This is a genomic window from Deltaproteobacteria bacterium (assembly GCA_016183235.1).
Classification (GTDB): Bacteria; UBA10199; UBA10199; order DSSB01; family JACPFA01; genus JACPFA01.
In genome coordinates this window covers 12,393-26,115 of record JACPFA010000001.1, presented here as the reverse complement: position 1 = coordinate 26,115, position 13,723 = coordinate 12,393, and the positions used below count along the sequence as shown (strand labels likewise).

At 45.3% G+C, this 13,723-nt stretch carries 13 protein-coding genes; 7 read left to right on the top strand and 6 right to left on the bottom strand.

Features of this window, described 5'->3' with window-relative positions; all coding sequences use genetic code 11:
• Window positions 1-22: 22 nt before the first annotated feature.
• From HYU97_00110 to HYU97_00100, 3 genes are all read right to left on the bottom strand, one after another.
• A complete protein-coding gene (locus HYU97_00110) occupies window positions 23-670 on the bottom strand; it encodes a DUF2927 domain-containing protein (protein MBI2335155.1) in 648 nt (215 codons plus the stop codon).
• Window positions 667-2,034, bottom strand: a complete 1,368-nt coding sequence (locus HYU97_00105) for a putative DNA binding domain-containing protein (protein MBI2335154.1) — start codon at window positions 2,032-2,034, stop codon at window positions 667-669. The genes HYU97_00110 and HYU97_00105 overlap by 4 nt, the downstream gene beginning before the upstream one ends.
• 82 nt (window positions 2,035-2,116) lie before the next feature.
• Window positions 2,117-3,385 carry an ATP-binding protein gene (locus HYU97_00100; protein MBI2335153.1) on the bottom strand — a complete coding sequence of 423 codons (1,269 nt, stop codon included), beginning with the start codon at window positions 3,383-3,385 and terminating at the stop codon, window positions 2,117-2,119.
• 216 nt (window positions 3,386-3,601) lie between these two features.
• Here HYU97_00100 and HYU97_00095 point away from each other — a divergent pair, with 216 nt between their 5' ends.
• Both HYU97_00095 and HYU97_00090 read left to right on the top strand, forming a co-directional pair.
• Window positions 3,602-4,240, top strand: a complete 639-nt coding sequence (locus tag HYU97_00095) for a hypothetical protein (GenBank protein ID MBI2335152.1) — start codon at window positions 3,602-3,604, stop codon at window positions 4,238-4,240.
• A gap of 50 nt (window positions 4,241-4,290) precedes the next feature.
• Window positions 4,291-5,313 carry a hypothetical protein gene (locus HYU97_00090; GenBank protein ID MBI2335151.1) on the top strand — a complete coding sequence of 341 codons (1,023 nt, stop codon included), beginning with the start codon at window positions 4,291-4,293 and terminating at the stop codon, window positions 5,311-5,313.
• Here the strand turns inward: HYU97_00090 and HYU97_00085 are convergent.
• Complete coding sequence (locus HYU97_00085; GenBank protein ID MBI2335150.1) at window positions 5,310-5,933, bottom strand: phosphatase PAP2 family protein; 624 nt, start codon at window positions 5,931-5,933, stop codon at window positions 5,310-5,312. The two genes, HYU97_00090 and HYU97_00085, sit on opposite strands and share 4 nt — an antisense overlap.
• A 353-nt stretch (window positions 5,934-6,286) precedes the next feature.
• Here HYU97_00085 and HYU97_00080 point away from each other — a divergent pair, with 353 nt between their 5' ends.
• Window positions 6,287-7,114, top strand: a complete 828-nt coding sequence (locus HYU97_00080) for a hypothetical protein (protein ID MBI2335149.1) — start codon at window positions 6,287-6,289, stop codon at window positions 7,112-7,114.
• On the opposite strand, the gene HYU97_00075 is transcribed toward HYU97_00080, so the two are convergent.
• Window positions 7,044-7,427 carry an AAA family ATPase gene (locus HYU97_00075; GenBank protein MBI2335148.1) on the bottom strand — a complete coding sequence of 128 codons (384 nt, stop codon included), beginning with the start codon at window positions 7,425-7,427 and terminating at the stop codon, window positions 7,044-7,046. The two genes, HYU97_00080 and HYU97_00075, sit on opposite strands and share 71 nt — an antisense overlap.
• 119 nt (window positions 7,428-7,546) lie before the next feature.
• Window positions 7,547-7,831: a phosphatase PAP2 family protein gene (locus tag HYU97_00070; GenBank protein MBI2335147.1), complete on the bottom strand. Its 285-nt coding sequence runs from the start codon at window positions 7,829-7,831 to the stop codon at window positions 7,547-7,549.
• Between the two features lie 163 nt (window positions 7,832-7,994).
• Between HYU97_00070 and HYU97_00065 the strand changes: the two genes are divergently transcribed.
• From HYU97_00065 to HYU97_00050, 4 genes are all read left to right on the top strand, one after another.
• On the top strand, window positions 7,995-8,648 hold the full coding sequence (locus HYU97_00065) for a hypothetical protein (protein ID MBI2335146.1): 654 nt from the start codon (window positions 7,995-7,997) through the stop codon (window positions 8,646-8,648).
• Window positions 8,645-9,511 carry a nucleotidyl transferase AbiEii/AbiGii toxin family protein gene (locus HYU97_00060; protein ID MBI2335145.1) on the top strand — a complete coding sequence of 289 codons (867 nt, stop codon included), beginning with the start codon at window positions 8,645-8,647 and terminating at the stop codon, window positions 9,509-9,511. Before HYU97_00065 ends, HYU97_00060 begins: the two co-directional genes overlap by 4 nt.
• Before the next feature lie 232 nt (window positions 9,512-9,743).
• Complete coding sequence (locus tag HYU97_00055) at window positions 9,744-11,702, top strand: hypothetical protein (GenBank protein ID MBI2335144.1); 1,959 nt, start codon at window positions 9,744-9,746, stop codon at window positions 11,700-11,702.
• Window positions 11,703-11,714: 12 nt separating this feature from the next.
• On the top strand, window positions 11,715-13,604 hold the full coding sequence (locus tag HYU97_00050; protein MBI2335143.1) for a hypothetical protein: 1,890 nt from the start codon (window positions 11,715-11,717) through the stop codon (window positions 13,602-13,604).
• Window positions 13,605-13,723: the final 119 nt, after the last annotated feature.

The window sequence follows — 13,723 nt, the reverse complement described above, 5'->3', positions numbered from 1 at the left end:
GGCTCGCAATGACAAAATTAGATTAGTACCCCAGCACCTTCCTTGCCTTTTGTCGTTTCATGCCGGGTTTAATTTTGGGGTCGTAGAGTATTTGGATCACCTTGCGATCAATGGGGGCATAAGTTTGCACCTGGGTCCATTTTTGATAAAAAATACTATCAGGGTAAATAAAACTGTCGTTGAGCAGCCCCAAACTTTGGGTGAGTTCTTCACGAATGAGATGATTGCGTTCAAGTTGGGTGATTTTTTCAGTGCTAATCAACACGGTAGCTTCGTAAATATTATAGGCCCCATCCCATAGAATGTAGGCAAATCCCATGTTGCCGGGCACATATTCTTTTAAATAACTTTTAAATTGTGAAACCGGTACAAAATAAATCGTTACATTGGGCCGGTCACTTGAAAACTGCAATTGAATGGGTTGCACCAAACTATTCAGGTCACCGACGACTTGCCGCAGGGTTTGTAAATCTTCTGCCTTAGGGTTGCCTTTAACAACGATGCGCAGGTTTTGGTTCCATTTTTTAATCATGGGGTTTTTGTTGCCATATTCCGAGCCCAGCGCTGTGGTGAGAAAATAACTCACCGCCTCCTGAGAATATTCGGCGCGCAATTCAACTGGACATGCAAAAATAAAAATAAGAAGAAGATAACGAAAGTATTCCATCATTCAATAACTTCCCAGTGGCCACCCCTGTCTGGGCCCACTCTTTGCAAAAGACCAGCTTCTTTCAGTTTCCTAACCTGCCATTCCACCCCTTTACGTGTAAGGTCAAGGGTGGAAGCCATTTCTTCTGTTGCTATTCCAGGGTTTTCACGAATTAGACGTAGGATTTTCTCCCTAGTTTTCTCCCTAGTTTTCTCCCTAGTTTTCTCTTCATTTTTATCATCAGTGGCCTTCAATGCATATTTTGGGTTTCGGTAAAATAGAGCACGAAAAAACGTATCTGATTCAAAAACTGGTTTTTTAAGATGGGCCTTTTTCATCAGTGTTCGCATTCGGCCTATACCAGAACCAACACGTTCCATCTTGTCCATACGGTGAAACAAATCTGCAATAATCAAATTACGCCTGACGGATTCTTTCCCAAAATTTTCTTTTGAAAGACCGGAGGGAAGCCCGCCGGGGTTTACTATTTCAACTCTGTCATCAAATATATTTACCGAGATATTCGTGCCACGCATGCTGTAATCACGGTGGACAAGTGCGTTCACTAGTGCTTCTCGTAATACATCCAATGGAATTTCATAAATATCATGACGATCCAATTCATGAATTTCGCTGCGTACGTTCAGATGTTTTTTCAAAAAGGCCATTGCTTCATTGAGTTGAGTCAACAAATCATCTCGGATGTCTTTACGATCGTAGATGTAGGTTTTATTCTTGCCTTTGAACGCTGCGAGAATTGATTCGCAATACGGAATAAATTTACTGACGTTATCAGCGAACATCAAAGTCCCAGCATTCTTGATTCTGCCCTCATGATAGGTGCCAACGCTAGCAAGAATTGAGGGCAAGTTTGCTTGACTCACTTTAACCGAAGCCCCCGATTCTTTAAAAAATAACCGGATTTTTTTGAGTGAAAGATCTCCTAATGCAATTTTGAAACAATCCAAATCTTCAAAAATGACATCCGTGCTTTCTCTGAACAGGGTCCGAACTTCTTTTTGGGTCATTTTTTGCGTAACCGCATCGAGCCTACGGAAATAACCCGATGAGCAACTGTAAGGTTTTTCACGTCCTTGAGGAACCTCGATAGCAATAACGTCACCAACCCGGGATATTCCGGCAAGTGTAATATGCGGCTCGCAGTTGCGGGCAAGGTCAATAAGTTCGGCTTTCATGCGATTGGTGAGCTTCTCACCTACGACATTGCCCTCATCGTTTACACCAAGAAGAATGATGCCGCCCCGAGCATTAGCCAGCGCGACAATGTCCCGATCTATTTTTGGTGTGTATTTTTCTTTGAACTCAACGGTCAGGCCTTCGCCTTCAATCAGAAAAAGCTTCAATTGGGCAGAATTAATACTCATAATTTATGGCTTGGGAGAATATCCAATGTTAGGAATCAAAATTCAAGTTTAATAGAGGGGGCTTTGGTGCCATATTTGATTTTTACGCCAGAATCGCAGCAAAAAATTCAATGCTGATGATCCACCCTGAGTTGGTTTTTTCAAAAATACCCGGTTCGGCAATCACCCATAATGCCTCTTTTGCCCCAAGCTTTTCGAGGCGAGGGGTAGATTGAAGGCTTTGTTTTGCTTTTAATTTACATTCAATGCTTGCCAAAATTTCTTTTTTGGTTCGGATTACAAAATCAATTTCGTGTTGTTGGTAATCGCGATAAAAACCTAACTGTAAAGCAGGAAAAACACCGGACGTTTCTGAAAATAACCCCCGGTAGAGCAGGCAGGCCACTTGAGTTTCAAACCTGGCACCTGCTTCAAAATCGGAGGTGTAGTTCACAAAGGAAAAATCGATGGGGTAGAATTTTTTTTCTTTACGAATTTGTTTTGCTTTCGATACAACACAAACGGGCAATTCAAAACCCCACAGCACTTGCCGCAGCGCCAACAGATCATTTTTGATTGTATTGGGTGAAACCTGGAGAGTTTCAGCTAAACTGCGCAGAGAATAGGTGGAACCTAAACCTTCCAATAAAAGTTGATAAACTTGCCAGATACGTTCAACATCCTTTCCTAAATGTAGGTCTTTCAAGTCACGATCGAGCATGGCGGTTTGATAATCTTCTAACCACTGTTTAAAAAACAACATGTCTTGCCTAACCAAATTTTCAGGGAAACTTCCGTACTGGGAATAAAAATCCCAATAATGGCGCAGTTGTTTTTGCTGGGGTAAAAGAGCTTTTATTTTAGGGATAATGGCTGTTTCTCCTTTCCAAGGTTTTTCTAATTTTAGAGAACTTGTTTGTGATGTTACATATTCTCTAAAAGAAAGAGGAAACAAAGGTAGCCACACAGCTCTACCAGCCAAAGAATCGCCCTGATCTTGTTTTCTTAAATGAAAGGCCGAAGAACCCGATGCCACATAGTTGATAGCGTGAGAGGTTTTATCATAAGTGCCCTTTATTAAATTGCGCCAGCCTTTCACTTTGTGAATTTCATCTAAGAAGACAAGGGGCTTGTGTTTGGCAGGGTTTATGATGGGAAAGGCTCCCCAATTTTTTTCGTACCACTGAATAATAAATTCGGGGAATTTTTTAAAGGCCAACCGGTCTTTGGGAATATCCATGTTTAAATCGAGATTGGGTTTTAACTTATGCTGGATGAGAAAAGTTTTTCCTGCCTGGCGAGGCCCAAAAATAAAAAGGAGCTTATCTTTAAAATGAGGAAGGATTTGAGTGAGAGTACGTTCAAAAGTCATTTTATAAAATTATTCACATCTATGAACGTTTTTCAATAAAAATGTTCATGGGTATGAATAATTTTAAATAAGATACGCAACCGAAATAATTCTGTAACCCATGATAATGATTATAATTATATTTATTGATCATAAACATACGTATATTAAGAAACAAAATCATAAAATTAACGAAAAGACTCTTATACCCACCTTTGGGTATGGGAAGGAATTTTTATGGCAGGTAGAACAGTAAAAGCCGGGGGATTAACCGGTGGTCGTGAACCAAGTCGTGAAGGTAGGCCCGCAGGCGAAACGGGTGAAGCTAGGGGAAAGGCCGAAGAAGCAAGGGCTGTGCCTGATGCGAGAGCGGCAGGGGTAGAGACAGGCAAAACTGTCGGTGATGCGGAGTGGGCGGGGCTTGCTCTTAGGGCCTGGCGAGCGTTAGCGGGTTTGCCTCGTGGTGCCGGTAGAGGTTTTGCGGCGCTCTTTGGGAGATCAGGGGATGCTGCAAAGGCTTTGCGATCCGGCGGGCCATCAAACGAGGGGGATGCCGTTGATTTAGCGGCTGCAGATCGTGTTGTTACGATTGGAGATCTTGCAAAACCCATTTCAGATCCAAGAGTTTTCTTTAAAAGGCTGTCCCCTCATCATAGCGGTCTAGTAGCCCTGGGTGATGAGGTTCGCAGAGGCGAAGTGCATTATTTGGGTGAAGGTGAACCTATTCCTCGCGGTGAGCTAGTGGGTTATCGTGAAGTTGAATCCCAACAGGTAGTAGCGGGGATGATTGGGCCCGATCTGGGTTTTGTGGTGGATGCGCGCACTGGGCGAGGATCTTTTATTCAGCATCAATTGATTTGGCTGGAATTCCTTTAGCAATACAATATCGCGGGGGTGGATTCCAACCAGCAGGTAACAATCGCGGTATGTTTTCCGGGGCAGATCTGCAAATTTCAATGGAACAAGGTGGGCAAGGTACTCCAAGGCTTTATGTTGATGGATTTGAGGTGAGCGGGCATAGGGTTAGTTTGAATCCCAATTCTGTGCATCAAATCCAAGTGGGTGGTCGAAGATATTATTTATTGGCGAATCATGATGGGCGCCCCATGGGCAGACCCTTGCTCATGCTCATTCCTCTAGCGCATGAATATGCTCCACCAGCCACCCGGCCAGCTAGCTTGGCCTTGGGTGGTTATCGGATCGATTCCACAGTGTCAAATGCCTTACAGAATGGCTTGGTTTCCTTTGCTGGTTTAAGACCTGGCACCTATACTACCACTGGCTTTCCCGCGGAACTGGTCATTCATTATGAAGCCAGTGGGGTTGGAACAGAAGGGGAATTTCGGATGAGGAAAATATTTACCTTCGAAGAAGGTCAACCCTTTTCAACAGGTGAAGGAGTTGGGGCTAATATCGCAGGCATCCGAAACGAGATTCGTGTCAATGGCGATCAGCCTGATCATGAGGTTCCACCTAGCCGGCGCGTGGATTTGGCAGCTACGATGTTAGGAATGCCAACGGACTTTGTTATTTTGCCAGATATTAGCGGTGTTTCTAGAATCGCTTATGGAGAAAGAACTCAGGTGGATAGAGCTGACCCTAGTAGTGAGGACATCAACCGTGGTTACGGGAGTCACATGGCCTATGATTTTACAGAAGGTGAAACGGTGTTTCTTGAGGTTTCTCATCGTGTGGTGGGCCTAATGGAAACGCATCATGGTTCACATGAATGGCTTCGCGCCACTCTCTATGCAGCGGCTGGTCAAACCGCCATCATCGGGCATCAACGTATAATGATTGGTGGTGAGGCTCCGGGTAAGTATGAATTTGAAATCTCACCCACCGCCGATGAACAATCCTATGCTATTGAAGTCAATGGAGTTGCCTGCCGAATAACTTTTACCCAAGCAGGTGGCCACGCTTATGTTCGGGTGGTTTATGGCGACTAGACTTTAAGTGGCTTGGGTTTTCTGTAAAGGACCAGCAACCATAACAAAGTGGCCAGCGTTATTCCTCCGAAAATATCGACCACATAATGTTGTTTAAAGGTGAGGGTTGAAAGCGAAACGAGCGTGGCATAAATTAAAAGGTGCCAGGTCAATTTTCGGTGAAAGGTGTAGGCCAAATAAAAAAACAGAAAAGCAAAAGTGACATGCAACGAAGGAAAGCAGTTAAGGGCGGCCCCATCCATTTGGTAAAAAAACTGAATCCAAAAGATTAAGCCACTTGTGGTGAGTGGCAAGGCGGGTCGCAAATGGTATTGCACCGGGTAAAATAGCCAGATCATCTTGCTAATCCAGATCGCCAGCATAAAACATAAAAAGGCTGCCGTAAATTCTCGGGGTTTTTTAAGAATAAACACCAGGTAAAACGGCGTGACAAACAAACTTGCATAGACGAGAAACGAGAACGGTAAAAACGGGATCTTTTCTTCCCCGGTGAGAGTTAAAACATGAAAGCCCCCAGTTTGCAGCGAGAGCTGCCACGACAGGTGATACCAAGCCACAAAATAAACCAACACCAACCCCGCCCAAAAGAGCCGCTCTTTTAAGGAAAGATCCACACCCATAGTTTAGCAAATTGTTCAAAATAGAGGGGGATAATATTTTTATCCAAAGTATGAATGATTTTAAATAAGCTAAGTAACCAAAATAACTCGATAACTCATGATAATGGTTATTATTTTATTTATTAATCATAACTATACGTATACCAAGAAACAAAACTATAAAAGTGACGATGTTGTTCTTATGCCAACAACAGGAAAATCAAGGAGTCCCCGTCGTGTTACCGTTCCCGATTCTCGTGCGGCAGAGGGCGAGCGTGTGAAGGGAGGGGGGGGATGGTGAGTCAAGAAGGGTGCCTGAGGTAAGAGTTGGGGGTGGCGAAAGATCTCCATCAACACGCAGAGATGCTCGAAGGGTGGTTGACGGGAGAAACGCAGCGGTAGCCGTGGGGCGATTGGGGGAGATGGGTGATCTGCCTATACCAAGGCCTTCGCCCCCACCCGAGGTGGGGAGTGTCCCTTTTGGTAAGCCCGCCATGCAAGGTGGGCGTTGGTACACCTTTGCCGATCTGCGTAAAAATTTTGCGGATGGGGTATGTACTGACCTAGGATTTCTTCGCGTAACGCCGGATTGGCAGATAGCCTTTGATCTAGCAGTTTCTCAGGCCATACCGCACGGTGAAGAAGGTGTTCGGTTGTTCGTCAACGGTGCTGATTTGTCGGGCGGAGATATTCCATTGGTAGCTGGTGTGAATGTTGTGACGATGAGGCCGTGGGATGCTGTTCTGCCTCTTCAGTCCTGGTATGTAAACTATGACCCTAGGGGGTCAGGCGGTATTTCGGTGTTTAAGGTGCTAGCTTCTGAAGGTGATGGTGCCTATGGCTTACCCGAAAGGTCTACGGCAATAATGGCTCCTTTGAATCAAGATATTGAGTTGAATAATAGCGTTGGGCAAGATGGTGAACGGGATACTATGCCTCGTCGCATTGATCTGGCAGAAGGCGGTCGAGTTCGTTTGCAAGTTACGAGTGTAATGCCCGGTGTGCAAGGTTTGCAGGTAAGGGTGGTGGTTGAAGGGGGGCAATCGGTGCAGGTACAACAATTAAATAGGGAAAGAAAACGAGAAACCATCGAAGTATTGGGCCCTGCTTACCTTGAATTGGGCTTAGACGCTAACGATGGTAACGCCCAAAGAGAGAATCACCGCCTTTTTGGTAGAGATCTAAACGGCCACTTCCTGTGACGATAACCTCAACCTGTCCCCGATTAGCATCAAAGAACCCTTTCAAAAATCTTTTCCAGCGAGGATATTTGTGAATTTCATCTAGCACGAGGCGTTGGGGAAGTGGGGGCTTTTTCCAAAAGTAAGTGGGATCTTTTAAGAGGGTAGCGCGATGAGCTTCAATGTCCCAGTTATAATAACCATGCTCAGAGTGCACTTTTTTGAGGAGAGTTTGAGCAAACGTAGTTTTTCCTACTTGCCTAGGGCCTGCGATGAAAGCCATTTTTTTTTCTTGAGTCAGGGTTCGTTCAATATCTTGGCTTAGATAACGCATCAATAATTATTTGCATATACATGCAAATTTGTCACGACAATTTTGTACGTATATGCAAATTATCACTTTTATGTTCGCATTTCATAAATATAATAACTGGATATGGGTTGAACTTTGCTTTAAGCCCACTTTCTGTACAGAATCAGCAACCACAGCAAGGTGGCTAGAGCTATTCCACCTAAGATGTCGAGCACATAATGTTGTTTAAAGGTGAGGGTTGAAATGGAAACGAGTGTGGCATAAATTAAAAGGTGCCAGGTCAATTTTCGGTGAAAGGTGTAGGCTAAATAAAAAAACAAAAAAGCAAAAGTGACGTGTAACGAAGGAAAGCAGTTAAGGGTGGCCCCATCCATTTGGTAAAAAAACTGAATCCAAAAGATTAAGCCACTTGTGGTGAGTGGCAAGGTGGGCCGCAAAAAGATTCACACCCCTAGTTTAGCAAATTGTTTAAAATAGAGGGAGGAGGGTAATATTTTTGTCCAAATAGTTACCATTTTAGTAATAAATTAGGTATTAATTAAGAATTTTATTGTAAATATCATACTAAAATGGTAATTATTTGGATCAATGATACGTATTGAACATTCTCTTTATCGAAGCCTGGGGCGGGGTGAATTTGATTATTCTTTAGCAGCGAATGCTTTAATTCGTGCCGGCTATGCTGCTCCGGCCAAAAAGATTCACGATCTTATGAAGGCGGGGGTTTTGGTGGGGGTCAAAAAAGGGCTTTATGTTCTTTCAAAAGATTATATCCCTACTCCCATTTGCAAAGAAGCGTTGGCGAATCTCATTTATGGCCCTTCTTGTATTTCTCTTGAATATGCCTTGGCTTATTATGGCTTGATCCCCGAAAGGGTTGAAGTTGTTACCAGTGTTACTCCTAAACGGGACAAGCGTTTCGAAACACCCTTGGGGGTTTTTACCTATCGATATCTTGCCAAAAAAAAATATCCTGAAGGAATCAATCTTATCTGGGTGGACCCCCAACATCCGGTGCTGATGGCTTCGGCCGAAAAAGCCCTTTGTGATTACGTGCTCTGCAATAAGATTTCACATCTTGAAAGTTCAGTAGATGCTCAAAAATTCCTCGTGGAGGATTTGCGAATGAATCCTGAAAACCTAAAGCACTTTGATCTGGTGGCGCTTCATCGACTCAACAGAAATTATAAAAGCAAAGGCATAGATACGATTCTTGCCTTTCTCGAAGGGATAAGAGGATGACCCCCGCTGTGCGTGAAATGCTTTCTCGTTATAACTGTGAAACGGGCCAGGATTATGCGAACGCGCTTAAAGAGATCATCCAAGAAATTGCTCTTTTGGGTCTTTGGCGAGCTAAATTTTTTGAACACGCGGCTTTTTATGGGGGGACTGCCTTGCGTATTCTTTACGAACTAGATCGCTTTTCGGAGGATATTGATTTTTCACTGTTAAAACCTAAAGAGAGTTTTAAGTTTCAGCCCTACATGAGGGCTGTGCAAGATGAACTCGAAGCGTTAGGCTTTGATGTTTCTATTGAAGAGCGAAAAAAGAATGTTGAAACAGCCATTGAATCTGCATTTATCAAGGCAGACACTCGAAAACATCTGATCAAAATTCAAACTCCTGAAAATATTTCAGATCGAATTCCGAAGACGGCCTTGCTTACGGTTAAATTAGAAATCGATACCAATCCCCCAGGAGATTTTCAGACTGAGGTGAAAACGCTGCTTCTTCCTATCCCATTCTCAGTCAACACTTTTCAGTTACCGGATCTTTTTGCCGGAAAGATCCATGCCATTCTCATGCGTAACTGGAAATCAAGGGTGAAGGGTCGTGACTATTATGATTTTGTTTGGTACCTCGCCCGGCAGGTCCCGGTAAGGCTCAAACACCTAGAAGCAAGACTTCGGCAATCGGGTGGATGGGGCCAGAAAAAGGCCTTAAATCAAGAAATGCTTCAAACATTGCTCAAAGAAAAATTTAACTCCCTCGATATTGCAGCAGCTAAAAGGGATGTTGAACCCTTTCTTAAAGACAGGGCGGCTGTGGCCCTGTGGTCAAGGGGGTTTTTTATAGATTTGTTAGAACGGTTGAAGATAGTTTGAGTTTAACCCCATAAACCAACACCAACCCCGCCCAAAACAGCCGCTCTTTTAAGGAAAGATTCATATTAATAGTTTAGCAAATAATTGAAATGAGAGGGGTTATCTTTTTTGTAACTCTTTATTATGATTATTATTTTATTTATTAGTCATAAATATACGTATATTAAGAAACAAAATCATAAAACTAACGAGAACTATTTCATACCCTCTTTTGGGTATGGAAGGAAATTTTATGGCAGGTAGAACAGGGGAAGCCGGTGGACCAAACGGCGGTCATGAAACAAGAAGCGAAGCCAGGCCCGCAGGGGAAACAGGTGAGAGCGGAAAAAGGGCCGAAGAAGCAAGGGCTGTGCCTGGTGCGAGAGCGGCAGGGGTAGAGACAGGCACGACTACCGGTGATGCCCGACGGGTTGGGCTTGCGGCAAGGGCTTTGCGAGCGTTAACGAGTTTGCCTCGTGCCGGCGGTAGAGGCCTAATGGCACTCTTTGGAAGATCAGACGTTGCGGCAAGTGCTTTGCGACCTGGCGTACCACCAGGCGGGGACTCAAGAGATGTTTTAGCAGCAGCGGTTCGTGCCATTGAAGAGCCGGTAGCGAATTCAAGAAGTTTTTTTGATAGTCTCCCTCATCATACGAATCGTATTTCGGGGCCAGGGGAAATGATTAGTAGAGTTCGTGGTGGAGAGGTCTACTATGTTGGAGAGGGCGGCCCTGTTCTAGCTGATCAGATGTATGCCTATGGGGCAGATGTGGGGGCCAGACCTTTAGTAGCTGGGATGATAGAACCCAATTTGGGTTTTGTGGTGAATGCCAGAACCGGGCAAGGATATTTTATCATTCACAACTTTGCAGCCGAAATGGGACCCGGTGGTTTGAAGGCAGGTGGTACAACGCTTTTTGAAGAGATTAATCCTGGGGTTAATTATCCATCTCCTTTACACAAAAATGCCCTGATTGTGGTTCCTACGTCAGAAGGGCTTAAGCTTTATCATCATACCCCAGCAACCGCTGTTCCCTTAGTCAGTGATGGATATTTACCTAACCATGCCAATTTTGTGGGCGATGCTAAGGATCTACCTGGTCTCCATGAAAAATCTATCCATTTGAATGGGGCCTTTTTACGCGTTAATTATCGGGTTCCACCTCCTTTTGATCCAAAAGCGACTATCTTTGGGATACAAAACGAGCTTGCAATTTCCATGACTTCACAAGCGGGCGGGCCTGCGATTGTGATTAATGGTTATGAGTTAGGGAAAGGACAAAGGATTAATTTTGATGTGGTTGACGGTGTTCACCATATTCAAGTGGGCAGGCAGGGTTATTACCTCATAGCTGATCAAAGTTCATCGTTGTCGCGTGAACCAGGCTTACTAATGATACTGCCTGTAGAAGCAACGACGGGTGCTGACACCCGTTCGGCTTCTGATATCCCTGTATCGTCCGCAGGAGCAAATTGGACTGAGAATAGGGGAGTGGGAGTTAATGAATTTAGCGCCCTTTTTGCTAATTTGGCACCTGGTATCTACACGACCACGGGCTATCCCATGAGAGTCAAAGTTACTTATGCGGCCCATGGGGCTTTTGAATCGGGGCCCCTAGTCAGCAAACGAATCGACTTTGATGCTGAAAGCACCTATCCTGCGATCACGCTGAATGATCTAGTTCGAGTACGTGGCGAGATTGCTGCCAATGGCGATCGGCCTGATCGTGAGGTTCCACCTAGCCGGCGCGTGGATTTGGCAGCTACTATGTTCGGAATGCCAACGGACTTTGTTGTTTTGCCGGAAGTTGCAGGTGTTCCTAAAATTCCCTTTGGGGAAGAAATTCAGGTGGATTCACTTCCACGTAATGAGCGGGAAAGAGACCATGGTTATGGACGTAGGTTAGTTTATGATTTTACGGGGGATGGGAATGTTATCCTCGATGTTTTATATCATGCGAATGGTATAAGAAATGTGCTCTTCGGTTCACCCACAACAGTTCGCGCTACTTTCTATGCAGCAGCTGGGCAAACGGTGGTGATTGGCAGCGCTAGGACTGTAATTGGTGGTGCAGCTTCGGGTAAGTTTGAATTTGACATCCCAACAGAAGGCAGTGGAGATTTTCCCATTCAGGTGAATGGAACCCCTTACCACATAACTTTTACTCAAAGAGACGGTCATACTTATGCCCTCGTGACTTCTGGGGAATGAGCGGGAATTTTTATGGCGGTAGGTGGTAGAGTAGGCGGGCCTAGAGGGCCGCAGGGTCCCAAAGGGGAAGATCCAACAAAAACTGATGGAGCTAAGCCAGGGCGAGCTGGAGGAAAAGAGGCTGAGGAAGGCCGCCCGGTGCCTGAGGTGCGTGCTGGAGAAAAACCTGGGGGAGCGACTTCAGGTGATGCGGCCGCGGTGGTGCGGGCGAGTAGGGGTGCCGGGGCTTTCGCTTGGTTGGCGAAATTGGCTGCAGGTTTGGGCATGAGGAGATCCCCTTGGTCACGCGATGGCCTGAGGGTTGATCGACCAGGTGAAGTGCCCGGTGATACGGTTGCTGAGGCAGCGCGTGGCGCTTCAGCCGATGTGCGAAGATTTTTTCAAGAACTGCCTAATGTAGGGCAAGGCGAAGCTTCGTTTTACATCGATCCAGTTCGGCGTGGGCAGGCAGTAGTAATTGGCGAAGGGTTCATGGAGCCAAACCAGCTTGTAACCCTCCCGCCAGATGAAGGATCCCCTGAATTTGCCGCCGGTATGCTAGGGCCAGAGTTAGGGTTTGTGGTGCGTATCAAAACCGGCGAAGGTTATTTTCTTCGCCCGAATCGTAGTGGAGAGTTTAGCAGGCTTGAGTTGGAACACATCACCCCAGGGGTCAATTTCCCTGGCCTGCTCGACCCCGAAGCTCACGCCATCGGGCGGGCCTTGATTGCTGTGCCTACTGAGGAAGGGCTTAAATTATTTTTGCTTGATGATTGGCAGGCTCAAAACTTTGCTGAAACGGGTTATCCGCTTAATCAACCCATATTGCTCAGGCCACCCGATGACTTGGTTGTAGAAAGTGCGGTGCAAAGTTTTCCCGCTTCCCTTGAATTAGCCGCGGGGGTTTCGCTTTATTTTGCTCACAGCTATTCAACGCAATTGAAGCCAGAAGGGGTTTTGCGTCTCCATATCAATCTCCCCAGTGATCAAACCCCACTCGTTAATCTCAATGGTTATCATTTGGACCAGCATGTTGAATTGTATGAGTTGAATGGTTTGCATCGAGTTCAAGTAGGAACCAAAGTATTTTATGTGCTGGCCGACCAAAATGTTGTGGAGGGTGGTTCCCATTTGGTCATGGTGCTGCCGATGGAAGAGACTTATCTTCCTCTGAGAGGTCGGGGGCTTAGTGATGCACCCCTGGCGCCAGGGCAAGATTGGAGCGATTTCCCTCGCCATGAGGCAGCCCTGACAGCGGCGCTGCCTGAGTTTGCAGATCTAGCCAACGGAGTTTATACCGTTAATAACGGATTCTTGATGGTCGACATCGGAATGTTGCGTAGTTATGGCAGGGGAGAGGTACGACGGTTAATTCTTTTTCATCAAGTTGCTAACGATTTTACCAATAGTCCGTTCCCCGATGGTTATCTGCGAAGCGTACGTGCTCAAATTAGGGCTCGTGGGGATCGCGCAGATGATCAAGACCCTATCGTTACTCCTCTTGGTAGATGGGGTCGTCGTGATGAGCCTCTTCCCCATCCTCAATATGCCTTCAGCGGACTTCCTGATTTTGCTGAAATCCCAAGAATAGAATTAGGGCAGCAAATTCGTTTAATTGAAACGGGCGCGCGGCGGGTTTTTGATTTTGCAGGAACAGGGGTCTTTTTAGAAATTATTGCAGGTAATCAGGCTTTAGAGGCCAAGCTTTATGTAAGCCCTGGCGCGCAGGCCTATGTGGGGCGTGAAGAAGGGGGGCATAGGGTTGAAATCGCCAGCCCCAGTTCGGGTCGCGGCATGTATCAACATTATGTGGTTGGGTCGTGGGAAGAGATCTTTTTGGTGGAAGTGGGTGGGGTTAGTTATCGCATAACCTTGGATAATGAATCTGGGGATTATTTTGCCGAAGTTGAATTGGCTGATTAATTCACCCTATAACCCATTAATATGATTATAATTATATTTATTGATCATAAAAATACGTATATTAAGAAACAAAATTATATAAGTAACGAAAATAGCTTTGGTATCGAGGGAGTTTAGGA

Excerpts from the sequence above, each read along its gene's own strand:
- HYU97_00100 (MBI2335153.1), bottom strand. The coding sequence starts at position 3,385 with ATGACTTTTGAACGTACTCTCACTCAAATCCTTCCTCATTTTAAAGAT.
- HYU97_00095 (MBI2335152.1), top strand. The coding sequence starts at position 3,602 with ATGGCAGGTAGAACAGTAAAAGCCGGGGGATTAACCGGTGGTCGTGAA.
- HYU97_00060 (MBI2335145.1), top strand. The coding sequence starts at position 8,645 with ATGACCCCCGCTGTGCGTGAAATGCTTTCTCGTTATAACTGTGAAACG.
- HYU97_00055 (MBI2335144.1), top strand. The coding sequence starts at position 9,744 with ATGGCAGGTAGAACAGGGGAAGCCGGTGGACCAAACGGCGGTCATGAA.
- HYU97_00110 (MBI2335155.1), bottom strand. The coding sequence starts at position 670 with ATGATGGAATACTTTCGTTATCTTCTTCTTATTTTTATTTTTGCATGT.
- HYU97_00085 (MBI2335150.1), bottom strand. The coding sequence starts at position 5,933 with ATGGGTGTGGATCTTTCCTTAAAAGAGCGGCTCTTTTGGGCGGGGTTG.
- HYU97_00050 (MBI2335143.1), top strand. The coding sequence starts at position 11,715 with ATGGCGGTAGGTGGTAGAGTAGGCGGGCCTAGAGGGCCGCAGGGTCCC.
- HYU97_00090 (MBI2335151.1), top strand. The coding sequence starts at position 4,291 with ATGTTTTCCGGGGCAGATCTGCAAATTTCAATGGAACAAGGTGGGCAA.
- HYU97_00065 (MBI2335146.1), top strand. The coding sequence starts at position 7,995 with ATGATACGTATTGAACATTCTCTTTATCGAAGCCTGGGGCGGGGTGAA.
- HYU97_00075 (MBI2335148.1), bottom strand. The coding sequence starts at position 7,427 with ATGCGTTATCTAAGCCAAGATATTGAACGAACCCTGACTCAAGAAAAA.
- HYU97_00105 (MBI2335154.1), bottom strand. The coding sequence starts at position 2,034 with ATGAGTATTAATTCTGCCCAATTGAAGCTTTTTCTGATTGAAGGCGAA.